The 22,923-nt window shown below is 73.0% G+C and carries 18 protein-coding genes and 1 riboswitch; of the genes, 13 read left to right on the forward strand and 5 right to left on the reverse strand.

Annotation, left to right across the window (positions count from 1 at the left end):
* Positions 1 to 205 precede the first annotated feature (205 nt).
* Positions 206 to 2,392 (forward strand): DUF1996 domain-containing protein, encoded by a 2,187-nt coding sequence (locus tag ACZ60B_RS14215; RefSeq protein WP_469386594.1) that lies wholly within the window; start codon positions 206 to 208, stop codon positions 2,390 to 2,392.
* Between the two features lie 177 nt (positions 2,393 to 2,569).
* On the opposite strand, the gene ACZ60B_RS14220 is transcribed toward ACZ60B_RS14215, so the two are convergent.
* On the reverse strand, positions 2,570 to 4,510 hold the full coding sequence (locus tag ACZ60B_RS14220) for a C40 family peptidase (protein ID WP_469386596.1): 1,941 nt from the start codon (positions 4,508 to 4,510) through the stop codon (positions 2,570 to 2,572).
* An 8-nt stretch (positions 4,511 to 4,518) separates the two neighbouring features.
* Positions 4,519 to 4,693: riboswitch (cyclic di-AMP (ydaO/yuaA leader) on the reverse strand.
* Positions 4,694 to 5,035: 342 nt separating this feature from the next.
* On the opposite strand from ACZ60B_RS14220, the gene ACZ60B_RS14225 reads away from it, so the two are divergent.
* Positions 5,036 to 6,385 (forward strand): transaminase, encoded by a 1,350-nt coding sequence (locus tag ACZ60B_RS14225; RefSeq protein WP_469386598.1) that lies wholly within the window; start codon positions 5,036 to 5,038, stop codon positions 6,383 to 6,385.
* A 54-nt stretch (positions 6,386 to 6,439) separates the two neighbouring features.
* Complete coding sequence (locus ACZ60B_RS14230) at positions 6,440 to 6,880, forward strand: Lrp/AsnC family transcriptional regulator (protein WP_469386600.1); 441 nt, start codon at positions 6,440 to 6,442, stop codon at positions 6,878 to 6,880.
* Positions 6,881 to 6,923: 43 nt separating this feature from the next.
* On the opposite strand, the gene ACZ60B_RS14235 is transcribed toward ACZ60B_RS14230, so the two are convergent.
* The 4 genes from ACZ60B_RS14235 to ACZ60B_RS14250 all read right to left on the reverse strand — a co-directional run bounded on the left by ACZ60B_RS14235 (position 6,924) and on the right by ACZ60B_RS14250 (position 11,399).
* Positions 6,924 to 8,690: an NlpC/P60 family protein gene (locus ACZ60B_RS14235; protein ID WP_469386602.1), complete on the reverse strand. Its 1,767-nt coding sequence runs from the start codon at positions 8,688 to 8,690 to the stop codon at positions 6,924 to 6,926.
* Between the two features lie 94 nt (positions 8,691 to 8,784).
* A complete protein-coding gene (locus tag ACZ60B_RS14240; protein WP_469386604.1) occupies positions 8,785 to 9,837 on the reverse strand; it encodes an NAD-dependent epimerase/dehydratase family protein in 1,053 nt (350 codons plus the stop codon).
* A 93-nt stretch (positions 9,838 to 9,930) separates the two neighbouring features.
* Positions 9,931 to 11,034, reverse strand: a complete 1,104-nt coding sequence (locus ACZ60B_RS14245) for a DUF6745 domain-containing protein (RefSeq protein WP_469386607.1) — start codon at positions 11,032 to 11,034, stop codon at positions 9,931 to 9,933.
* Positions 11,035 to 11,072: 38 nt separating this feature from the next.
* Entirely contained in the window at positions 11,073 to 11,399 is a 327-nt protein-coding gene (locus ACZ60B_RS14250) for a hypothetical protein (protein ID WP_469386661.1), read from the reverse strand.
* Between the two features lie 170 nt (positions 11,400 to 11,569).
* Between ACZ60B_RS14250 and ACZ60B_RS14255 the strand changes: the two genes are divergently transcribed.
* The 10 genes from ACZ60B_RS14255 to ACZ60B_RS14300 all read left to right on the forward strand — a co-directional run bounded on the left by ACZ60B_RS14255 (position 11,570) and on the right by ACZ60B_RS14300 (position 22,880).
* Positions 11,570 to 12,526, forward strand: a complete 957-nt coding sequence (locus tag ACZ60B_RS14255) for an STM4015 family protein (protein ID WP_469386609.1) — start codon at positions 11,570 to 11,572, stop codon at positions 12,524 to 12,526.
* A 12-nt stretch (positions 12,527 to 12,538) separates the two neighbouring features.
* Positions 12,539 to 13,489, forward strand: coding sequence for an STM4015 family protein (locus tag ACZ60B_RS14260; RefSeq protein ID WP_469386611.1), 951 nt, complete (start codon positions 12,539 to 12,541; stop codon positions 13,487 to 13,489).
* Complete coding sequence (locus tag ACZ60B_RS14265; protein WP_469386613.1) at positions 13,470 to 14,729, forward strand: STM4014 family protein; 1,260 nt, start codon at positions 13,470 to 13,472, stop codon at positions 14,727 to 14,729. Before ACZ60B_RS14260 ends, ACZ60B_RS14265 begins: the two co-directional genes overlap by 20 nt.
* A 43-nt stretch (positions 14,730 to 14,772) precedes the next feature.
* On the forward strand, positions 14,773 to 15,654 hold the full coding sequence (locus ACZ60B_RS14270; protein ID WP_469386663.1) for an STM4013/SEN3800 family hydrolase: 882 nt from the start codon (positions 14,773 to 14,775) through the stop codon (positions 15,652 to 15,654).
* Complete coding sequence (locus tag ACZ60B_RS14275) at positions 15,651 to 17,030, forward strand: STM4012 family radical SAM protein (protein WP_469386616.1); 1,380 nt, start codon at positions 15,651 to 15,653, stop codon at positions 17,028 to 17,030. The genes ACZ60B_RS14270 and ACZ60B_RS14275 overlap by 4 nt, the downstream gene beginning before the upstream one ends.
* A gap of 11 nt (positions 17,031 to 17,041) precedes the next feature.
* Positions 17,042 to 17,899: an STM4011 family radical SAM protein gene (locus ACZ60B_RS14280; RefSeq protein WP_469386665.1), complete on the forward strand. Its 858-nt coding sequence runs from the start codon at positions 17,042 to 17,044 to the stop codon at positions 17,897 to 17,899.
* Between the two features lie 71 nt (positions 17,900 to 17,970).
* Positions 17,971 to 18,423: a flavodoxin family protein gene (locus ACZ60B_RS14285; protein ID WP_469386620.1), complete on the forward strand. Its 453-nt coding sequence runs from the start codon at positions 17,971 to 17,973 to the stop codon at positions 18,421 to 18,423.
* Between the two features lie 184 nt (positions 18,424 to 18,607).
* Entirely contained in the window at positions 18,608 to 19,240 is a 633-nt protein-coding gene (locus ACZ60B_RS14290; RefSeq protein WP_469386621.1) for a PAS and ANTAR domain-containing protein, read from the forward strand.
* 653 nt (positions 19,241 to 19,893) lie between these two features.
* Entirely contained in the window at positions 19,894 to 21,402 is a 1,509-nt protein-coding gene (locus ACZ60B_RS14295) for a hypothetical protein (protein WP_469386667.1), read from the forward strand.
* On the forward strand, positions 21,399 to 22,880 hold the full coding sequence (locus ACZ60B_RS14300) for a vWA domain-containing protein (protein WP_469386623.1): 1,482 nt from the start codon (positions 21,399 to 21,401) through the stop codon (positions 22,878 to 22,880). Before ACZ60B_RS14295 ends, ACZ60B_RS14300 begins: the two co-directional genes overlap by 4 nt.
* Positions 22,881 to 22,923 lie beyond the last annotated feature (43 nt).

The following is a 22,923-nucleotide window of genomic DNA, read 5'->3' on the forward strand; positions in this document are numbered from 1 at the left end:
GGCCGGGTCCGCCTCACCGGCGGTTTCGAGGCCTCGACGGCTTCGGAACGCGAGGCTCCATGTCAGGCACTCCCTGTGACGGCGTCGGTACGCGATAAGAAAATGCTGTGAATTCCTGAGGCGCCTGAACGCACCCGGGCCCGGCTCCGTATGGGACGAGGGATTTTCATACCCGGAGCCTCGTCACGACGCGTAGGAGTTTTCCGTGGGACGCAACACGCGCAGACGCCCAACAGGCGCACGACGCGCGACCTTTGCCGCAGCCGCTCTGATCCTGGGCGGCGGAGGACTGGTCGTGGCGAACGTGTACGCCTCCGCGACCGAGAGCGGTCAGGGCGGCGACACGCAGCAGTCGGGCGGGGCGTGGGGTCCCGGCACGATCGACTGCCCGGACGTCGGCGACAAGCTGACGGACGTGCCCGACGCGGCCCGCGCGGACGTCGACAAGGAACTCGCGCTGCTCGACCAGCAGATCGCCGAGGCCTACAAGAAGCTCCAGGAGTCGGCGCAGGCCGTCCAGGACGACAGCGGCTTCGCCGACAACAAGATCATGGATCCGCTGAAGGAGACGCGGACCGCGACCATCGAGCGCATCGCGGTCGCCATCGGCCAGGCGGGCAATCGCCCGGAGGGCCTGGAGGCGCTGGCCGCCTGCACGCTGCGCCAGCAGACGCAGGATCAGGGGCAGGGCCAGCAGGGCCAGGAGCAGAACCAGCAGGGCCAGGGCCAGGAGCAGGGTCAGCAGAACCAGGGCCAAGGCCAGGGCCAGGGTCAGACCGGAAACGGCGGGCAGGCCGGAAACGGCCCGGTCGCCGCCGACTACGCGGACATCAACTCGGTCCAGCCCAACGCGCAGAGCCCCGCACTCCAGGCGGACGCCTCCCGCGGCACCTTCGCCACGAGCTGCGGCGTGAACGCCAACGGGCTGTTCAACTCCGACAACGTCATCGTCGCGCCGGGTGTCAGCAACGGCGCCCACCACTTCCACGACTACGTCGGCAACCAGTCCAACAGCGCCTTCGCCAGCGACGACGACCTGGCGAAGGCACAGACCAGCTGCCAGGACCAGGGCGACAAGTCGTCCTACTTCTGGCCCGTGGTGCGCCTGCAGAACGGCACCCAGGAGCGGGACGCCGGATCGCCCGGTGGCGGTACCGAGGGCAACGCCGGTCAGATCGTCACGCCCAAGCAGGTGACGATGACCTTCGTGGGCAACCCCCGGAGCAAGGTCACCGCGATGCCGCGGCTGCTGCGCATCATCACCGGCGACGCCAAGGCGTTCGTCAACGGCCCCGCCAACGCCAACGCGTCCTGGAGCTGCACGGGCCTGGAGGACCGGCAGTTGAAGGACAAGTACCCGCTCTGCCCGAGCGGCAGCGACGTCGTGCGCACGTTCAAGTTCCAGAGCTGCTGGGACGGTCGGAACATCGACAGCGCCAACCACCGTACGCACGTGGCGTTCGCCGCCGCCGACGGCTCCTGCCCGAGCGGCTTCCAGGCCATTCCGCAGCTGGTGCAGCGCATCGTGTACGACGTGGACGCGCCGAGCCTGCAGGACGGCGGCCGCACGACCCCGCTGTTCGCGGTGGACTCCTTCCCCGAGAACCTGCACAAGCCGATCACGGACCACGGCGACTTCATCAACGTCTTCGACGAGAAGCTGATGAACGAGATGGTCGACTGCATCAACGGCGGCCGGCAGTGCGGCGTGGGCGCCAACGGCGGCGGCAACGGCGGCGGTGACAACGGGGCCGGCAACGGCGGCGGTGACAACGGCGGCGGCAACGGCGGCGGCGACAACGGCGCGGGCAACGGCGGCGGCGACAACGGCGCGGGCAACGGCGACCAGGGCCAGCAGACGCAGACCCCCGAGCCCCCGAAGGACGGGAACGGCGCGCAGGGGCAGACCGGCGGCAACACGGGCAACGGCGGCAACGCCGGTGACGGAGGCAACGCGGGCAACGGTGGCGACGCGGGTCAGGCGACCACGGCGCCGCCCGCCGCCACGGCCACCGCCACCCGTCCCGGCAACACCCAGCCCAAGCCCTACTCCTCCCCCTCGGCGACCAACCGCCCGAAGGACGACTCGGGACAGGAGGGTTCGGGCGGCAACGGCTCCGGCCTGGTCACCACCGCCCCCCAGGCCGATGACACGGCAGCCGCCGGATCCGGCTCGGCGGCCGGTGCCGAGCAGACCCAGGCCGCGGACGACGGCGGCCAGGCCACCTCCGCCGCGCAGCCGGCCCCCCAGACCGTGCCGCAGACCGAACCGCAGGCGGTCCAGGGCGGTCTCGCCGAGACCGGCGCGCAGCTGTGGCCCGCGGCGCTCGGCGGAGTGCTCGCCGTCGCCGGTGTCGTCCTGCTCATCCGCACCAGGCGACGCCCCGTGTGACGACGCCTGGCTGAGACCCCACGGCGCGACGCCCGGACCGGTACCGGTCCGGGCGTCGCGCCGTCTCATGCCGTCGTACCGTGCGGCCGCAACGCGCGAACTGCCCGGACGGATCATTCCGTCCGGGCAGTTCGCGGTTCGTGGGTCGGGTTCGGGTGGGTCCTCGGCGTGTGAGGGTCAGGCGGGGCGTGCGGCGCTGTGGATCGCCGCCTGCCCGGCGAAGAAGATCGACTCCTCGCGGATCAGGGCGCCGGGCCCCGGCGCGTGGATCATCGTGCCGGGTCCGGCGCAGACGCCGACATGACTGGTGTCGCCGTGGAAGAAGATGAGATCGCCGGGCTGGAGGTCGGTGAGCGGGATCGCCGAGACGGTGCGGGCCTGGTCGAGCGCCGCGCGGGGGAGCTCGACCCCGGCGGCCCGCCAGGCGGCCTGCGTGAGACTGGCACAGTCGTACGACTCGGGGCCGGTCGCGCCCCACAGGCACGGCCTGCCGATCTGGGCGCGCGCGAACTCCAGGGCCTTCGCGGCCTTGCCGCCGTACCCCGCCGGCTCCGGCACGCCGACCGGGGCGGGCGCGGCGGACATGGCGGGCATAGCCGGCACGGCGGGTGCCGGGGGGACGGGGGGCATGGCAGGTACGGCCGGCGCGGCGGGCATGGCGGGCACGGCGAACTGTCCGGTGTCCATCGGGGCGAACCGGCCCGTGTCGGCCGGAGCGGCCGGGTAGGCGGGGCTCGCGGGGGCGCTCGGATAGGCAGCGTTCACGGGGGAGCCCTGGTACGCCGTGTCGGCGGGGGCGCCCGGGTAGCCGACGTTCGCGGGGGCGCCGGGGTAGGGAGGGCTCGCGGGAGCACTCGGGTAGCCGGCGGCCGCCGGGGTGCTCGGGTAGACGGCTCCCATGTTCGGGACGGCGCTGAACTGACCGGTGTCGGCGGGAGGGTTGGTGAACCCGACGTCGACGGGAAGGCTGAACTGGCCGGTGTTGACCGGGGTGTTCGGGTAGACAGCTCCCATGTTCGGGACGGCGCTGAACTGCCCGGTGTCGGCGGGAGGGTTGGTGAGGCCGACGTCGACGGGAAGGCTGAACTGGCCCGTGTCGACCGGGGTGTTCGGGTAGGCGGCGACGCTCGGGATGGCGCTGAACTGCCCGGTGTCGGCCGGAGGGTTCGTGACGGCGCCATCGAGGGGAAGGCTGAACTGCCCGGTGTCGATGGGGGTGTTCGGGTATCCCGCGACACTGGGAACGGTGCCGTACTGCCCGGTGGCGCCGGGAGCCCCCGGGTACTCGCCGCTCCCGGCGAGAGGGTCGGGGCCGGGTGACGGCTGGGTGAGCCACCCGGTGCCCTGGCCGAACAGCGGATCCTGCTCGGGGACCGGCCAGCGCGGCGCGGCGGTCGGCGCGCTCTCCGGGGCCGGCGGAGTGCTGCGCAGGGCGACCTGCCGGGTCAGCAGTCTGCGGGCCTGGGTGAGCTTCTCCTGGTTCCGCCCCTTGACCGACCGCCGCGCGGTCTGCCGTGCCGCGGTGTCGGCCACGGGCGTGGCCGCGGGCGCAGGTGCGGGCGCGGCCGCGAGCGGTCCCGCCGGGAGCGCGGAGGGGATGGAAGGGGCAGAGGGTGCGGAGGCGGCGGGCAGAGCCGGGAAGGCGTCCCGTCGGCCCTCCGGCGCGGTCGCGGCCGGGAGGGCGGCGACGGGTCCGGCGGTGAGCTCCGGGACGCGCCGGGCGGGAGCCTCCAGTTCGGGGCGGGGGGCCGGAATGGCGGCCGGGAGCTCCGGCGCGGGCGACGCCGCGGGGCGGGCCGCGGCCGGCGGCGCGGGCATCCTGTCGGCGGGCAGCACCGCCGCGACGGTCGGGCCTATCTTGGCGCGCGCTCCGTCGAACCACTTCCGGGCGACGTCGTCGAGGGCGGGGTCGGACGGCTTGCGCTGAGCGGGACGCACCGGTCGGGTGGGCCTGCGGTTGCCGGCTGACATCGCGCGGGTGGCGTTGTAGGTCCCCGAGTCGGTCTCCGCGCGGTCGTAGAGGGTGTTGACCCGCTGCCGGATCTCCTCGCCGCTGACCGCGTCCGACATACCGGGGAGGCCGAGACCTTCGGGGCGCTTGTCGCGTCCTGGCGCCATCGGCGACGTACTCCTTCCGTGCTCCGCCTACCGAGTTAGCTGTCGGGTTCGGGCGGAGGTTCCGGAAGGCGTGCCCTACGGCCCTTGCCCCGCAGGGCGGTTGGGCCGATTCACCCCAGAGGATCGGTTGGGTCCCCGGCTCCGGCGGCCGCAGTGGTGCACCGGACTCGGCGGAGGCAGCGCGGCCCGGCGGGATTCGCCGGAGGAACCGAGCGGCCTGGCGCCAACTTAGCTAATTTGTGCGGCTCGTGTGAAGGTTGAAGTGCGGTATGTCCGATACGTAATTGTGACCTTCATTTCCTTCTGCCGTTCCCCGGGTCGCGGGTGAACGGGATGCGGAGGGGGTGGCTGCCGCGTCCCGCGTTCCGTCGGCTCGACCGGCGCACGTGGATCAGTCATCGTCTCGATCGCCGTGGCGCGTGAATCAATCGTCGCAACGATCGATTCGATCGTCGAATCTTGAATTTGCTTACGATTCGGTCATATTCTCTGTGCATTCATCCGCCGTCGCTCTACGAGGTAGTCATGGACCGCACCCGCCTTCAGCACCTCCTGGCCCGCGAGAGCGCCGAGGCCGACCGCCGCAACCCCCGCTCGAAGGCCGCCTACGCGCGGTCCGAGCACCTCTTCGGCCGGGTGCCGATGACCTGGATGAACAAGACCGCCGGTGCCTTCCCGCGTTATCTGGACACCGCGCGCGGCGCCAGGGTGACCGACATCGACGGACACGAGTACATCGACTTCTGCCTCGGCGACACCGGCGCGATGGCCGGCCACTCGCCGGCGGTGGTGGCCGAAGCCGTCCGGCACCGGTTCGCCGAACTGGGCGGGGCGACCGCGATGCTGCCCACCGAGGACGCCGAATGGGTCGGCGCGGAGCTGACCCGCCGTTTCGGGCTGACCCGGTGGAGCTTCTCGCTGACGGCGACGGACGCCAACCGCTGGGCCATCCGGCTCGCCCGCGCCGTCACCGGCCGCTCCAAGATCCTCGTGAACGGCTACAGCTACCACGGCAGCGTCGACGAGTCGCTCATCGTCGTCGGCCCCGACGGTCTGGGCGCCCCCCGCCCCGGAAACGTCGGAGCGCCCTGCGACGTCACGCTGACCAGCCGGGTCGCCGAGTTCAACGACCTGGAGCGGCTGGAGCGCGAACTCGCCCACGGCGACGTCGCCGCCGTCCTGATGGAGCCCGCGCTGACCAACATCGGCATCGTGCTGCCCGAACCCGGCTACCTGGCCGGGGTCCGCGCGCTGACGCGGCAGTACGGCACCCTCCTCGTCAACGACGAGACGCACACCTTCTCCGCCGGTCCGGGCGGCTGCACCGCGGCCTGGGACCTGGAGCCGGACGTCCTGACCATCGGCAAGGCGATCGGCGGCGGCATTCCCGCCGGCGCCTACGGTCTCTCCGCCGACCTGGCCGACCGGCTGCTGTCCCGCGCCGATCTCGACCTGGTGGACATGGGCGGCGTCGGCGGCACCCTCGCGGGCAACGCGCTCTCCGTCGCCGCGATGCGCGCCACCCTGGAACACGTCCTGACCGACGACGCCTTCGCCCACATGTCGAAGCTGTCCGAGCGCTTCGAGGCGGGGGTGCGCGCGGGTATCGCCGCCCACGACCTGCCGTGGTCGGTCAGCCGCCTCGGGGCGCGCACCGAGTACCGCTTCGCCGACCCCGCCCCGCGCACCGGCGCCGAGTCCGCGGCGGCCGGCGACCCGGAGCTGGAGGACTTCCTCCACCTCTATCTCGCCAACCGCGGCATCCTGCTGACCCCGTTCCACAACATGGCGCTCATGTGCCCCGACACCACGGAACAGGACGTGGACACCCACACCGGGCTGTTCGCCGCCGCCCTCGCCGAACTCGTCGGCTGACGTGCGCCGATAGGGTGGGTTCGAACCGCCGGGAAGGAAAGGGAACCAGCAGACGTGGACGAGATCGACCGGGCCATCCTGCGGGAACTCCAGACCGACGGCCGTATCGCGTACGCCGACCTCGGCCCCAAGGTCGGCCTGTCCGCCTCCGCAGCCCGGCAGCGGCTGCAACGCCTGCTGGACTCCCGGGCCGTCCAGGTCGTCGGCGTGACCGACCCGATGGCCATGGGCGGCCAGGCCATGGCACTGCTCGGCATCGGCGTGGACGGCGACCCGCGCGGGGTCGCCGACGCGCTCGCGGAACGCCCCGAGGTGGTCTACTCCGTACTCACCTCGGGCGGATTCGACCTGTTCGCCGAGGTGGTCGCGCCCGGCCCGAAGGACCTCCTGGACTTCGTCAACGACGTCGTCAGACCGATCGACGGGGTCCGGCAGGTGCAGTCCTTCCCGTACTTCGGGATCCACACCCACCGGTTCCTGTGGGACGTCGGCTGACCCACCGTCGACGGGCCGTGCGCCGAGTGGCCGCGTACCGGGCTCAGATACGACGCACGGTGTGCAGCTTCGTGGCGTACGTGCCCGTGCCGTCGAGCAGCGACGCCCCGCCCAGGTCGGACATGGTGGGCCCGCCGACCGTCTTGCGGCTGGAGAGGAAACGGCGCTTGCCGGCCGCGTCCTTGCCGAGGTAGATGCCGACGTGGTCGACGACCGTGGCGTTCGCCTCGGCGTCGTCGCCCGAGTCTGCGTTGAACAGCACCAGGTCGCCGGGCTGGAGCAGGGTCGCGGCGGGCGGACCGGTGCCGTCGGTGCGGTCGACGACCACCCCGGGCGCGTAGTCGACGATGTCCCGCGACTTGCGCGGGATCCGCTGGCCCGAGGTGTCCGCGCCGGCGGCCAGCGGCACGCCCATGTGGTAGCCGTACACCATCCGCGTGTAGCCCGAGCAGTCGATGTTGCCCACCTGCTTGCTGGACGGCTTGACGTAGGTGCCGTCCGGGAAGGTCCAGCCCGTGTTCATGTACTCGTGGAAGTCGGCGCCCTCGAGGCGGTAGCCCTGCGGGTCCAGGTAGCCGTACCCGGCCTCGCCCAGCACCTGCCTGCCCGCGGCCGGTCCGGCCCCGGCGGTGACCGCCGGCGCGCCGCCGAGGAACATCGCGGCGTGGGCCAGGACGTCGGGAGCACAGGAACCGGCCCAGCCGCGGATCGTCTGCTCCAGCTGCGTCGTCCAGGTTCCGTCGAACGGCTCCGGCAGCACCCGCACCCAGTCCCCGTGGGTCACGGTCGGCGGCGTCTCCCAGTTCGCGGCGTCCACCTCGAAGCGGCTGACGGACAGGGTGACCGGCAGGTTCGTGCAGCCGGTGTTGGCCAGGGCGCGCAGGCCCACCCGGCCCTTGCCGAAGGTGGGGTCGACGACGTCGGCGGACCACGTGGTCGGCTCGGCCGAAGCCGAACGCCATGCCTTGGCCCGGATCCGGGTGCCCTCCCGCCGGACCCGGATCGTCCAGTCGGTCCCCGCGGGTACGCCCGTGGCGAGGGTGACGGCGGGGACCAGCTGGGTCACCGTGTCGTCGACCTCCTTCTCGACGCGCAGCTCCACCGCGCCCGAGGTCAGGAAGGACAACCGGGCCCGGTAGTTGCTGTGGGTGGTCTGGTAGCCGAACGTCAGACCGACGGAACAGGCCTGGCCGGTGGGCACCTTGTCGAACCGGACCGTGCAGCGGGCGTCGACGTCGGTGATCTCCTCGTCGTGCAGGTTGGCGTGCCGGCTGGCGCCCTCGGTGGTCAGGCTGATGAGACCGCTGCCCGGCACCACCGCGTAGTCGGTCTCCGCCGGTCCCAGCGTGTACCAGCTGCCACCACTGGGAGACGTACCCCAGTACTTCCGGTTCTTTATGTCCAGCGAGAGATCGGGCAGCGTGCGCTGGAAGTCGTCCGCGAAGGGCCGCTTGTTCTCCGCGAACGTGCGCTGCGGTCCGGGCAGGACGACCGTCCGCGCGCCCTGGGTGAGCAGCGCGATCCGCTTGCCGCCGGAGGTGACCTCGGTACGGGCCGGAGTGCCCGCGAGCACCGACGTGGTGAGCGGGGTGGTGAGCGTCGCCGCGGTGAAGTAGGAGGCGTCCAGCGGGGCCAGGGTCACCGAGGAGCGGGCCGAGGACAGTCCGGCCGGACCCGCGAACGGATCGACGTCCGCGAGGGCGCCGCTGCCGGCGGCCCGCGCCGGGGCCGCGGCCGCTCCGGCGAGCGGTACGGAGGCGGCGGAGGCCGCGAGGACGGCGAGGAGTCTTCGTCGAGAGGTATGAGACATGGGGATCATGATCCCGGGTGGCCCCGACGCCTGTACGGCGCACCCCCGTTGACGTCCGCGGCCCCCGCCGGGACGTCCGTCGCGGACGCCCGTCTCACGCCCGCCGCTGCCGCAGCCACGCCTCGTAGTGCTCCAGCACCGTCTCCTCGATCGGCCGGTAGACGATGCCCAGTTCGTGCACGCTGCGGCTGTTGTCGACCCGGAACCGGATGCCGAGGTGCTTGCGGATGTAGTCCTGCGTCAGCCCGAACGCCGGACCCAGTATCCGCACCGGCCAGTGCGGCAGGGCCGTACGGGGCAGTCGGAGACCGCGCGGATGACGGGTGCGGATGATGCGGGACATCTCGTGGAACGACGTCATCGTCTCCGCGGCGACGATGTAGCGGCCCTTCGCACCGGGGTTCTCCGCCGCGGCGATGTGCGCGTCGGCCACGTCGCGCACATCGACGGTGGTGAAGCTGAAGTCCGGTGCGCCGTACCAGAAATAGCCCTTGAACAGTTCGTCGAGCAGGAACAGGCTGCCGGAGCGCGACGCCGGGGTGAGCGAGGGACCGAGCACCAGACCGGGGTTGACCGACACCATGCGCCAGCGGTCCTGCGCGGCCTCCGCGTCCCATGCCGCCCGCTCGGCGAGCGTCTTGGCGTAGTGGTACGGGTTGTTGTCCACGGTGCTCGTGGTGTTGAAGTACTTCTCCGTCAACACCTCGTTCTCCATGTCCCGTACATCGGCGTAGTCACCGAAGATCGCGCCGACGGTCGAGGTGAGGACGAGCCGCTCGACCTCCGCGGTCCGCTCGATGCTCCCGAGCACATTGCGCGTGCCCAACAGGGCCGGGTCGACCATGTCCCGGCGGCCGTCCCTGATCTTCTCCGGCATGAAAAACGGCGAGGCGACATGGAAAACCACCCGGCAGCCGCGCATCGCCTCGTCGAACGAGTTCTCCACGAGCAGATCCGCCTCGAACAGTTCCAACTGCCCGGGGAAGGCATCCCGCATCGCCGTGAGGGGCCCCGCCTTGGCGGCGTCCGCGGTGCTGCGGACCGTGGTGCGCACCCGGTAGCCGCGTTCGAGGAGCCGCCGCACGAGATGGCTGCCCACGAAACCGCTTCCGCCGGTGACCAGAACGCTCGCCGCCGCTGTGCCCACGTGCCGTCTCCTCGTTCCAGGTTCCCGGTGTGTGCCGGGAGACGGCATGGATCATCGCCCGGCACGCGCCGCGAGAACAGAGGTGCGACCGGATCACGTCTCCCGCAGCGGCGCGTACGCCTCGGCGCCCAGACCGAACGTCCACGCGACGCCCTCCCTGGCCTCCCGGGTCGCCGGCGGCACCCGCAACCAGTACGTGCGGTGCGTGCCGTCCGGCTCCGGTGTGGAGTTGACGACCTCCACCATCACGACCGGCTCGTCACCCTCCAGTTCGACCCGCCAGAGCGTGCCCGTCTCGTCGCGGTGCACCGGACGGGCTCCGGAGTCGCTCAGATAGCGGTCGTAGCCGTAGTACTCCAGCATGACCCGGCGCAGTTCGGCGTTCTCCTCCGCGCGGATCCGCTCCGGCGTCAGCGTGCGCAGCTCCTCGAGGAACGCGGCCGGCACCGGCATGCCACGCCAGGCGTGCAGGGCGAAGCCGTCGGGGAACGCCAGCGCCGGGCCGTCACCCCGGTCGAGCCGGCCGGCCTCGTCGCGGTGCAGGGCGACGGGACGCTCGCACACCACCACGACCTTCTCGAACGGCCACCACCAGCCGGCGCTGCGGCACACCCGGGCCGGCCCGTCCAGCGCCGGTCCGTCCGCGCTCAGGGCGGCGAGCCACGGCGCGTCGTGCTGGCCGAGCAGCGCGTCCAGCAGGATCAGCCGGATCTCCGTCTCCACCTGCCGGTCCTCGCCGGCGAGGTCGTCCAGCACACCCCGGCGGATCCGCTCGACGAGCGCCTGCGTGGTGTCCCAGAGCCGGCCTCCGGTCGCCGACCAGTGGGCCGACCACCCCGCCGCCCCCAACCGCTCGTGCGCGGCACGGCGGGCGGCCGCCCAGGGCGCGTTGCGCACCGCCTCCCGTACGCTCGCCCCCCGGTCCGCCTCGGACAGGGCCCGCACCAGGGTCACGCCCTCGCGCGGCGAACCCGCCCACACCACCCGCTCCGGCGCGGCCAGTCCGGCCTGCCGGTACGCCAGCAGGATGCCCGCCTCCGCCTCGGCGCGGTCCGCGGGCTCGGCCGCGGCGGCGTACGCACGCCACCCCCGGAGGGCGTCCACCGGCACCCCGCCCGTCCCGTCCACGTCCCCCGCCACCAGGTCTGCCGTCGCTGCCGCCACTGCCGTCTCTCCCACCACGCGCACGTCCGTCATCCGCTCCCGCTCCCCGCTCGCCCTGCCCACCGCGCCGCTCAGTCGGCCACGAGCCGCACGGAACCCGGTACGTACTCCCGCTGCCGGATCACCCGGAACCACCCCTTGGGCAGCGTGATCGCCGCATGCTCCTCGTGCACGACCCGGCCGCCCTCCGGCAGATGCAGCAGCAGCGGCCCGAACGGTCCCGGCTCACGCACCAGTTCGCCCGGACCGACCACCGCGTGGGCATGGCCGGTCACCTCGCCCAGGGCCAGCACGAGCCGCCCCCGCGTGTCCCGCGCCTCCTTCGGCGCCTGCGGCACATGGGCCGGCACGGCCCCCTCCGCGACGGGCACGATCAGCACGTCTCCCTGCCGGTACACGGCTCTCCCCTCCGTCCCGGTGCGCGGCGCACCGGACTCCATGCACAGACCGTACGGACCACCACTGACAACGGGCCGCGGCCGACCCTGCCGAGGCGTGCTGTCAGTGCCTGTTGGTAGAACTGCTGCGCACCGCCCACCGCATCCGTTGCACGTCAGGAGCAGCCCGTATGACCATCGGCCACCACCTGCAGGAATTCCACGGCCTGCCCGCCTTCGACTTCCCCGAGGCCGATGCGACGACGGCGCTGCCCGAACCCGACTCCGTGGCCTGGCGGATCAGCGGCAGCGTCTACGACGCCGAGGAGGAGTGGACGGCGGCCTTCGAGCGCTTCCGCGCCGCGGTGGACACGACCCGGGTGCGCGCGCTGATCGTCGGTGCCTGGACGGAGGCGTACGACAGCGCCCCCACCGACGTCGTGGAGGCACTGCTGGCCGCCCGTGACCGGCTGCCCGCCCTGCGGGGGCTGTTCTTCGGCGACATCGTCTACGAGGAGTGCGAGATCTCCTGGATCAACCAGACCGACGTGAGCGGGCTGTTGACCGGCTTCCCCGACCTGGAGGAGTTCGGCGTGCGCGGCGGAACCGGCCTGCGGTTCGAGGCGCTGAGCCACACCGCGCTGCGCAGACTGACGGTGGAGACCGGCGGACTTCCCGTCGGCGTGGTGCGCGGCATCGGCGGCAGCGACCTGCCCGCGCTGGAGCACCTCGACCTCTGGCTGGGCACGTCCTGGTACGGGGCCGACACCGAGGCCGCCGACCTGGAGCCGATCCTGTCCGGGGCCCGGCTGCCGAGTCTGCGGCACCTGGCGCTGCGCAACAGCGAGATCCAGGACGAGGTCGCCGCGGCCGTGGCGGCCGCCCCGGTGGTCGCCCGCCTGGAGGTGCTGGACCTGTCCATGGGCACCCTGGGCGACGACGGCGCGGCCGCGCTGCTCGGCGGGCAGCCGCTCACCCATCTGAAGCGGCTCGACCTCTACCACCACTACGTGAGCGAGCCCGTCCAGCAGCGGATTCGGGAGACGCTCGAACCCGCGGGCGTCGAGCTGGACCTGGACAGCCAGCACCCCGACGAGGACCGTGACGAGGACGGCACGGTGCACCGCTATGTCGCCGTCGGTGAGTGAGCACGAAGCGCCATGGGCTACTACCCCTCACACCTGACGCGCTTTCGCGGCCTGCCCGTCCACACCTACTCCCCGGTCGGCGACTCCCGTCCCGGCCGCCTGCCGGAAGCCGACTCGGCCGCCTGGAAGCTGGCCGCCGACTGGGACACGCCGTTCGAGCGGATCTGGCGCGGCTTCCTGGACGAGGTCCGCACCGAGGACGTCGTCGCCGTCGTCGTCGGACCCTGGTGGCAGGAGTGGGACGAGGACGGCATCGACCCCGTCCTCGACCTGCTCGCGGCCGAGGCCCACCGGTTCCCGCGGCTGCGGGCGCTGTTCCTCGCGGACGTGGAGTCCGAGGAGTCGGAGATCTCCTGGATCAAGCAGGGCACCGTCACCCGTGTGCTGCGCGCCTGGCCCGAACTGGAGGAGCTGGGCGTGCGCGGCGCCGAGGACCTGGTGATCGAACCGCTGCGCCACGACGCGCTGCGCACCCTGCGGATCGAGTCCGGCGGCCTCGCCCCGGATCCCGTACGCGCCCTGGGCGGCTGCGAGTTCCCGGCCCTGCGCAACCTCGAACTCTGGCTCGGCACCACCTGGTACGGCGGCGACTGCGAGGTGGCGGACGTCGAATCGCTCCTGGCCGCCCTGGGCCGCTGCCCGGACCTGCGTCACCTGGGCCTGCAGAACAGCGACATCCAGGACGGGATAGCGGCGGCGGTGTCGGCCGCTCCGGTCGTCGCCGGACTCGACTCCCTCGACCTCAGCATGGGAGCACTCGGCGACGAGGGCGGTGCCGCCCTGCTGTCCGGGCAGCCGCTCTCGCACCTGCGCTCGCTCGATCTCAGCCACCACTTCATGAGCGCCGAACTGGTCCGGCGGCTGCGCGAGTCGCTGGAGCCGCACGGTACGGACCTCGTCCTCACCCCGGCCGATCGCCGAAGCCGTGGGGTGGAGGGACGCTATGTCGCCGTCGGCGAATGAGGCGGGACCGGCGCACCGCGCCGGTCCCCGCTTCGCGGTCGTCGGCAACCCGGAGAACCGCCGGGCCGCGCTGTTCGGCGCGGCGGTGCGCGGGTTCGGGCTGCCCGAGCCGCGCGTCGTCTCCTGGGAGGAGGTGCTGCGTTCGGGCGGGGCCGACTTCGCCGCCGACGAGGTGGTCCGCATCGACTCGCCCGGTGAGAACCCGGTCGTCGACCGCCTGCTCCGGGGCACCGGGGACCCGACCCGGGTCGAGGGCTCGGCACGCTGGTACGCGGGCCTGATGAGCGCGGTCCGCACGCTGCGCGGCGGTCGCCGCCTCGACGACCCGGACGAACTGGCGGTCCTGTTCGACAAGCGGCGCTGCCACGCCGTCCTGACCGCGGCGGGAGTCCCGGTCCCCGCTTCGCCCACCTCGGCGGCGGAGGGAGCGGCGGGGGAGGGGGCGGCGGTGCGCGGCTGGGACGACGTACGGGCGCTGATGCGCGCGCACCGGATGCCGAGGCTCTTCGTCAAGCCCGCGCACGGCTCGTCGGCGTCCGGGGTGCTCGCCGTCGAGACGTCCGGCGCGGGGCGGATCAGGGCCACCACCTCCGTCGAACTCACCCCGGACGGGCGGCTGTTCAACTCCCTCAGGATCCGCCGCTACGAACGGGAGCGGGACATCGCCGCGATCGTGGACGCGCTGGCCCCGGACGGCCTGCACCTCGAACGCTGGTTCCCCAAGGCCTCCCAGCGGGGCCGGGCCGCCGATCTGCGGGTCGTCGTGGTGGCCGGCCGGGCCACCCACGCCGTGGTCCGCACCAGCGCCTCGCCGCTGACCAATCTGCACCTCGGCGGCAGCCGCGGCGACCTGGACGAGGCCCGTGCGGCCGTCGAGGCGGCCGGAGCCCGCTGGCCGCAGGTCCTCGACGTGTGCGAACGGGCCGCGGCCTGCTTCCCGAACACCCTGTGCGTGGGCGTCGACCTCCTGCCGGCCGTCGGCTGGCGGCGGTTCGCGGTCGGCGAGGTCAACGCCTTCGGCGACCTGCTGCCCCGGCTGACCGGCCTGCCGGGCAGCGGAGCGGAGGGCCTCGACACCTACGCGGCCCAGGTGGCCGCGATCCTGCGCCGACCGCCCCCCGCCCGCCCAGGGGTCTCGGCCCGCACGGCCACGGTCCCGCCCCCGAGGCAGACCGCATCGCTCGACCCGCTCGACCCGCACGACCCGTACAGAACAGGAACCACCGATGTCAGCGCCTGAACCGACGTCCCCGCCGCACCGCACGGCCGCGAGCGACCCCGACATGAACGAGATCGTCGGCAGCCACGACATCCTGCTCGTCACGCTGGACACCCTGCGCCACGACGTCGCCGCCGAACTGGCCGCGGCCGGCCGCATCCCGAACCTGGCCCGCCATCTCCCCGACGGCCGCTGGCAGCGCCGGCACGCCCCGGGAAGCTTCACCTACGCCTCCCACCAGGCGATGTTCGCCGGCTTCCTGCCGACGCCCGCCGAACCCGGCCCGCACCCCCGGCTGTTCGCGGCGAGCTTCGCGGGCAGCGAGACCACCGCCGAGCGCACCTTCGTCTACGACACCCCGGACTTCGTCTCCGGCCTGGCCGAGGCCGGCTACCGCACGGCGTGCGTCGGGGGAGTCGGCTTCTTCAACAAGCAGGGCCCGCTGGGCTCGGTCCTGCCCGGACTCTTCCAGGAGTCCCACTGGGAGCCGGAGTTCGGCGTCGCGTCACCCACGTCCTTCGAGAACCAGGTGGCCTGCGCCGAACGGCTGATCCGTGAACTGCCCCACGAAAAGCGCCTGTTCCTGTTCGTCAACGTGGCCGCCCTGCACCAGCCCAACTGGTTCCACCTGCCCGGCGCCACCAAGGAGGCGGGCGACTCCCGCGAGACACACGCCGCCGCCCTGGAGTACGTGGACCGCCACATCGGCCGCCTGTTCGCCGCCGCGAGCAGCAGACGCCCCTGCTTCGCGATCGTCTGCTCCGACCACGGCACCGCGTACGGCGAGGACGGCTACACCGGTCACCGCATCGGCCACCCGTCCGTCTGGACCGTGCCCTACGCCCACTTCCTGCTCGACCCGAAGCACGACCCGAAGCACGACCCGAAGTCCGCCCCGGCGACGTCCGCCGCGGAGACGCCCGCCCCGACGGAGGCCACCCGATGACCGCCGTGACCGACCCCCGCCCGCTCCCCGAACCCGCGCGGCAGGTCAGCCCGTACCAGAGCTACGTCTACGCCTACCCGCACAAGACGGCCTACCGGAGACTGACCGACCGCCCCCGGCTGCGCACGCTCTGGGCGGCGGAGCCGAAGGACACCCTCTCGCTCTACCTCCACATACCGTTCTGCGAGGTCCGCTGCGGCTTCTGCAACCTGTTCACCCGCATCGGCGCCCCGGACGGCCTGACCGGCGCCTACCTGGACGCCCTCGACCGGCAGGCGACCGCCGTGCGGGACGCGCTCGGCGACGCGGAGCCCGTCCGGTTCGCCACCGCGGCCTTCGGCGGCGGCACCCCCACCTTCCTCACCGCCGCCGAGCTGGAGCGGCTGTGCGACATCGCCGAACACCGCATGGGCGCCGACCTGCGGGCCGTACCGCTCTCGGTGGAGGCCTCGCCCGCCACGGCGAGCGCCGACCGGCTGGAGGTACTGGCCGCCCGCGGCACCACCCGCCTCAGCCTGGGTGTGCAGAGCTTCGACGACACCGAGGCCCGAGCGGCCGTACGCCCGCAGCGCCGGGCCGACGTCGAGGCGGCGCTCGGCCGGGTCCGCGACGCCCGGATACCCGTGCTCAACATCGACCTGATCTACGGCATCGACGGCCAGACGGACGCCTCCTGGCTGCGATCCCTGGACGCGGCCCTGGCCTGGCGGCCGGAGGAGCTGTACCTCTACCCGCTCTACATCCGCCCGCTCACCGGCCTCGGCCGCCGCGCGGGCGACACCGACCCGGCCTGGGACGCCCAGCGCCTGCGGCTGTACCGGGTGGGCCGTGACCACCTGCTCGCACACGGGTACGAGCAGCAGTCGATGCGCATGTTCCGGCGCGCGGACGCCCCGCCCCAGGGCACCGACGACTACGCCTGCCAGACCGACGGCATGATCGGTCTGGGCTGCGGCGCCCGCTCCTACACCGCGGGCCTGCACTACTCCTTCGACTACGCCGTCGGCATGCACGAGATCCGCTCGATCATCGACGACTACGTCTCGCGGCCCGCCGCCGACTTCGCCCACGCCGAGTACGGCCGCCCCATGGACTCCGCCGAGGCCCGCCGGCGTCACCTGCTCCAGTCCCTCCTCCAGGCGGAAGGACTGCGGCTCGCCGACTACGCCGACCGGTTCGACGGGCGCACCCCCGTCGACGACTTCGGACCCGAGCTGGAGCGCTTCGCGTCCCTGGGCTGGCTGGAACCCGTCGACCCGCGCACGTCCGCGACGCTGCGCCTGACCCCCGAGGGCCTGGCCCACTCCGACGCGATCGGCCCCGAGCTGTTCTCCCCGGCCGTGCGGGCCGCCATGGCCGGCTACGAGCGGAAGTGAGCGCGCACCCGATGGACCTGACCCTGCTCTACCGCGGCCCGCTGGCCTCCTGCGACTACGACTGCCCGTACTGCCCCTTCGCCAAGCGCCGCGACAGCCGGGAGCAGCTGCGCGCGGACCGGGCCGCGCTGGAGCGGTTCGCCGCCTGGGCCGCGGACCGCACCACCGACCGCCTCTCGCTCCTGTTCACCCCGTGGGGCGAGGGCCTGGTCCGGTCCTGGTACCGGCGCACCCTGACCGAGCTCTCCCACCAGCCGCACATCCGCCGCGTGGCCATCCAGACCAACCTGAGCTGCCGCACCGACTGGCTGGCGGACGCCGACCCCGACACCCTCGCCCTGTGGTGCACCTACCACCCCGGCCAGACCCCGTACGACCGCTTTCTGGCCAAGTGCCGTGAACTGGTCCGGCTCGGCGTGCGCTTCAGCGTCGGCATCGTCGGGCTGCCCGAGCACCTGGAGGCCGCCCGGCGGCTGCGCGCAGAACTGCCCCCGCACGTGTACCTGTGGGTCAACGCCGCGGAGGGGCACACCTACGACGACGCGCAGGCCGACCTGTGGACCGCGCTGGACCCGCTCTTCCCCTACAGCCGCCGTCCGCACGCCAGCGCGGGGCTGCCGTGCCGCACCGGGGAGTCCGTGATCTCCGTCGACGGCGACGGCACGGTCCGCCGCTGCCACTTCGTCCGCGCCGAACTGGGCAACCTCTACGACGGCTCCTACCGTGCGGCCCTGCGCCCGCGCCCCTGCCCCCTCACCGCCTGCGACTGCCACATCGGCTACGTCCACCTGGAGACCCTGCCGCTGTACGACGTGTTCGCGGGCGGCGTCCTGGAACGCATCCCGGCGGTCACCACCGCCGCCGGGTAGCACCCGGAGCGTGCGCACCCCGGGCGGTCCGGCTTGCGGTCCGGGCCGCCCGGACGGCAGGGTTCGGGGGTGTGCCCACCTTGCTGATCGTGCATCACACGCCGTCGCCCCACTGCCAGGCCATGTTCGAGGCCGTCGTCTCCGGCGCGAGCGACCCGGAGATCGAGAACGTCGACGTCGTACGGCGGGCGGCGCTGTCCGCCACGGCCTCCGACGTGCTCGCCGCCGACGGGTTCCTGCTCGGCACCCCGGCGAACCTCGGGTACATGTCCGGTGCGCTGAAGCACTTCTTCGACCAGGTCTACTACCCCTGCCTCGACGCCACCCGGGGCCGGCCGTTCGGCTTCTACGTGCACGGCGGCAACGACGTCACGGGCGCGGTACGCGGCATCGAGACGATCACGACGGGTCTCGGCTGGCGCCGTGCCGCCGAACCGGTGACCGTGACCGGCGAACCGGCCAAGGCCGATGTGCAGGCGTGCTGGGAACTGGGCGCGACCCTGGCCGCGGGACTGATGGAGTGACGCCCGTACGGAGTGCCGCCGGCGCGGACCGGCCGGTGTTCCGGGTTTCGGCCGCCGCCACCGCTCGCCTCCGTGCCGTGTTCCGGCGGCGCGCGGGCAGCGGTGATGCCAGACTTCCCGTAGGGCGAGCCTGCCAGGCAGGGCGAGAGGGCCCGGCGGGGCCTGCCATGGGAGGTAGTGCGCGGTGACGGAGGAACCGGTCGGTCCGGCGGACGACACGGAGGCACTCACCGGCGTGTTCCTCTTCCGGGTGCCCGAGGAGGCCTGGTGGTGGTCCGACGACATGTACCGCCTGCTGGGCTACGACTCCGACGAGATCCCGGCGAGCGGCGCCATGCTGGACCGGCACGTGCACCCCGACGACCAGGAGGGCATCCGCCGGCTGTGGGACCGCGGACTGCGCACGGGGACGCCGTTCAGCACGTACTACCGGCTCCTGACCCGTGACGGGCAGGAGCGGCACGCCGTGCTCGTGGGCGACGGCCGGGCCGACGACGACTCCGTGGTCGTCCTGCGGGGCTTCGTCGTCGACGTCACCGAACCGGTCCACAAGCACGCGCAGGAGTCGGCGGACGCGGACATCGCGCGCGCCCGTGCCTCGCAGGAGGACGTGGACGTGGCCCGCGGTGTCCTGATGGCGCTGTACGGCGTGGACGAGAGCGTGGCCCTCCGGGTGCTGCGCCGCCACAGCCAGCAGACGAACGTGAAGCTGCGCACCGTCGCCCGCGCCGTCGTCGAGGCCGCGCCCACCCCGCCCGGGGAGGGCCAGCACGACCTCCATCAGCGCATCGCGCAGGCCCTCTACCCGGAGGACTGACGACGGCGACGGACGACGGCGACCGACGACGGCGGCCACGGGGTCCGCGGGCCGTCCGGGAGCGGTCCTGGAGCGGCCCTGGAGCGGTGCCGAGGGCCATTGTCAGTGGTGGCCCGTATGTTCTGCCGTGTCCCGCCGATCCGGGGTGACAGTCCCCTGGGCGCAAAGGAGATGGCGCGTTGTCAGATTGGGAGAGGTCGAGCACGGCACGGGTGATCCCACCCGCCATGCCACGCAAGCTCGCCAAGGTCCCGTTCGTCGAACTGGCCGACGGACGCCTCCAGGGAGTGGTGTCCAGCGGCTCGGACATCGAGCGGGTCTACGTCTCGTCGATCGCGGCCCGGACGTACGCGTTCGCCTGCAGCACCAACAACAACCGGCCCTGCGGCGGCGCACGCGGCTCGTTCTGCAACCACATACGGGCCCTGGTCAACGAGGCGGTGCTCCAGTACGGCGCCGAGCGCGTCGCCCGATATCTGCGGATCGAGTCCGCCGGGGCCGACGGGCAGCCCAGCGCGCAGAGCATCACCGTCGACATGATCGGCACCCGTCCCGCGCAGGCGGACTCGACGGCCGCCGCCCCGGTCTTCAGCCGGTTCCTGCGCCACCTGGCCTACCTCGAACTCGCCCACACCAGCAGCCCGTTGCCGGAGATGCAGTGGTTCCCGCCGACCAGGAGGACCGTGCCGGGAGCGCCCGCGCACACCTCCCGTCCCGGCCCGGCGGAGGGCACCGGTCCGCTCACCGAGGAGATCAGCGGGCTCGACGAGGCACTGGCCGCCGTCGACGCCTTCGACCACGCCCTCGTCGGCGGTCTGCTGCGTCCCCGGCCCGACCAGGCCGCGGCCCTCGCGGAGTTCGCGCAGGCCGTCGCCGGTTCCCCGCTGGCCGCCCGAGTCGCCGAAGCCGCCGAGAAGGCGGCGGCCGGAGCCGCGGGCGAGGACCACCTCGTCGCCCTCGCGGCGGCCCGCACCGCACTGCTGGGTTCCGTGCACGACGCCCTGGTGGCCCGCGTCGAGGAGCTGACCGGCCGGCCGCACGGCGGGGACCCGGCCCCGGCGTCCGCCGGACCGCAGGCCGCGAACCTGCTCGCCGCCGCCCGCTCCTGGCTGGCCGACCTGGCGCGCGCCGGATGGCAGGGCATCGACCACGACGTGGTCGCCGGATCGGCACAGATCGTCTCCGCGATGCTGCCCGACCCGTCCCTGCGCCGACTGGCGACGCTCCTCGACGGCTTCGCCGCCGAACTCGCCGCGTCCTGCCCCGGAGCGGCCCTGGACCACGTCCCGGTCCGCCGCTGGGCCGACCTGTGGTCACGGGCGATGCTCCTGACCCTGCCCGGCGCCACCGACACGCCCGCCGTCGCCACGGTCACCGGACGCCTGCTGCCCCTCGGCGTCGACGTGCACGAACACGCCACCGCCGCGCAGGCCCAGGTCCACGCGGTGCTCGAACCCGCCGACGGGACCCCGCCGCGCCTGGTGCGGGCCGGTGTGGCGGTCCCCAAGCCGGACACGGTCGTCGGCGCCGGTGTGTGGCAACTGCTGCGCCCGCACATGTCGTTGCTGGCCGCCGTCGGCGAGGGCCGCTCGATGGACGTCACCGACATGCCGCTCACCGCCGAGGGCGACCTGATCTGGAGCGACGAGCACGCCCGGCCGGGCGAGCCCGCCGACGCCTTCGCCACCGCCCGGGTCGCCCTGCCGACCGCGACGGCCGCGGCGACCGTGCCGCTGGACCGGCATCCGGCCCGCATCGCCGTCCCCGTGTTCCTGGAGGGGTACACCGTACGGAAGGCCGAGCCGCAGGCGGCGCCGGGGGAGGCCGCGCAGGACGGCCAACCGGGCGGCGAGGTACTGACGTTCACCGTCGCCGGGCAGCCCCTGGTCGTCGACACCGACCGCATTCCGGTCGCCGGACCGCTCACGCCCGAGGCCGTCGAGGCCTCCGGCGCGTGCATCGGGCTGCTCCGCTGGGACGCCGGGACGTTCGGCGTCCAGCCGCTCGCCGTCGAGACGACCGTGCGGAAGAAGGCCGTCGCGATCCACGCCGGCGGCTGGGTCGGCGGCACGGCCGACAAGGCGGGCGCCCGGGCGGAGAAGGCCGCCGCCGACGCCGTGGTGGTGCTGCGCGAGCGCGCCGGAAGGCTGCTGCGCAAATGACCGAGCCGACGCATGGACACCACCCGGAAGCGAACCCGTACGACAACCGTCGCCAAGTGCTGTACTGGCGGCTGCTCGCCAGGCTGTTCGACCACGAGGAGCAGCCGGCCCTGGAGTCGTCGAGTCTCGCCGTCGTCGAGGACATCGGCCTGCCGCCCGCGCTCCTCGACCCGCAGACCTCCGTCGACTCGATCGTGCAGCGCCACCCGGAACTGGCCGCCGAGCTGGACGGACTGATGGCCCCTCGGCCGGAGGGCCGGAGCGAGGGCGAACCGGCGAGCGCCACCGACGCCGAGGCCGGGTCGGAGGCCGAGGCCGCGGACGCCGGGCGGGACCGGGACGCCGAGGTCCGCCGTGCCGCGCTGGTGTCGAAGGTGCTGCTCAACGTGTTCGCCTCGCCCTCCGGCACGGTCACCGCGGGACAGCTCTCGCGCTGGCAGTCCGACGCGGGCTGGCTGGAGCGCGCCCTCGGCTGCAAACCTGGCGAGCTGCGCGGCGGCCGGTCCGGCCGGGCCGCCGGCGGACCGGGCGTCAGCCCCGCCGGCTCCGGAGGCGGCGCGGGCACGCCCGACCTCAGCCGGCTCATCCCGGCGATCGGGCCGGAACTCGGCGCCATCGAGGCCGAACTCGTCCGGCGGATGCGGCTGCGCGAGGTGCTCGCCGATCCCCGGCTGGCGGCCCAGCTCACACCGAGCATGTCGCTGATAGAGCAGCTGCTGCGGGACAAGGACAACCTGTCCGGGGTGGCCCTCGCCAACGCCAAGGATTTGATCCGGCGCTTCGTCGAGGAGGTCTCCGAGGTCCTGCGGACCCAGGTGGAGAAGGCGTCCGTCGGCGCCCTGGACCGCTCGGTGCCGCCCAAGCGGGTGTTCCGCAACCTCGACCTCGACCGCACCATCTGGAAGAACCTCACCAACTGGAGCCCGGAGGAGGAGCGGCTGTACGTCGACCGCCTCTACTACCGGCACACCGCCCGCAGGACGACGCCCCAGCGGCTGATCGTGGTCGTGGACCAGTCGGGTTCGATGGTCGACTCGATGGTGAACTGCACCATCCTCGCGTCGATCTTCGCCGGGCTGCCGAAGGTGGACGTCCACCTCATCGCGTACGACACCCAGGCGCTCGATCTCACCCCGTGGGTGCACGACCCGTTCGAGACCCTGCTGCGCACCAACCTAGGCGGCGGCACCGACGGAACGGTCGCGATGGCCCTGGCCCAGCCGAAGATCGCCGAGCCCCGCAACACCGTCGTGGTGTGGATCTCCGACTTCTACGAATGGCGCGCCGAGCCGCTGTTCGCGAGCATGGTCGCCATCCACCGCTCCGGCGCGAAGTTCATTCCCGTCGGCTCGGTCACCAGTTCCGGCCGCGCCAGCGTCAACCCCTGGTTCCGGGAGCGCTTCAAGGACATGGGTACACCGGTCATCTCCGGTCACATCCGCAAGCTCGTCCACGAGCTCAAGACGTTCCTCGCCTGAGGCGTCTGCGCACATCGACCGTTCCGCCCTCAAGGGCTCGCTT

Source organism: Streptomyces sp. NPDC104096 (assembly GCF_055584385.1).

Coding starts and splice junctions, on each gene's coding strand:
- ACZ60B_RS14260 (WP_469386611.1), top strand. CDS start 12,539: ATGGGCTACTACCCCTCACACCTGACGCGCTTTCGCGGCCTGCCCGTC.
- ACZ60B_RS14300 (WP_469386623.1), top strand. CDS start 21,399: ATGACCGAGCCGACGCATGGACACCACCCGGAAGCGAACCCGTACGAC.
- ACZ60B_RS14235 (WP_469386602.1), bottom strand. CDS start 8,690: ATGTCTCATACCTCTCGACGAAGACTCCTCGCCGTCCTCGCGGCCTCC.
- ACZ60B_RS14245 (WP_469386607.1), bottom strand. CDS start 11,034: ATGACGGACGTGCGCGTGGTGGGAGAGACGGCAGTGGCGGCAGCGACG.
- ACZ60B_RS14225 (WP_469386598.1), top strand. CDS start 5,036: ATGGACCGCACCCGCCTTCAGCACCTCCTGGCCCGCGAGAGCGCCGAG.
- ACZ60B_RS14220 (WP_469386596.1), bottom strand. CDS start 4,510: ATGGCGCCAGGACGCGACAAGCGCCCCGAAGGTCTCGGCCTCCCCGGT.
- ACZ60B_RS14270 (WP_469386663.1), top strand. CDS start 14,773: ATGAACGAGATCGTCGGCAGCCACGACATCCTGCTCGTCACGCTGGAC.
- ACZ60B_RS14295 (WP_469386667.1), top strand. CDS start 19,894: ATGCAGTGGTTCCCGCCGACCAGGAGGACCGTGCCGGGAGCGCCCGCG.
- ACZ60B_RS14280 (WP_469386665.1), top strand. CDS start 17,042: ATGGACCTGACCCTGCTCTACCGCGGCCCGCTGGCCTCCTGCGACTAC.
- ACZ60B_RS14265 (WP_469386613.1), top strand. CDS start 13,470: ATGTCGCCGTCGGCGAATGAGGCGGGACCGGCGCACCGCGCCGGTCCC.
- ACZ60B_RS14275 (WP_469386616.1), top strand. CDS start 15,651: ATGACCGCCGTGACCGACCCCCGCCCGCTCCCCGAACCCGCGCGGCAG.
- ACZ60B_RS14255 (WP_469386609.1), top strand. CDS start 11,570: ATGACCATCGGCCACCACCTGCAGGAATTCCACGGCCTGCCCGCCTTC.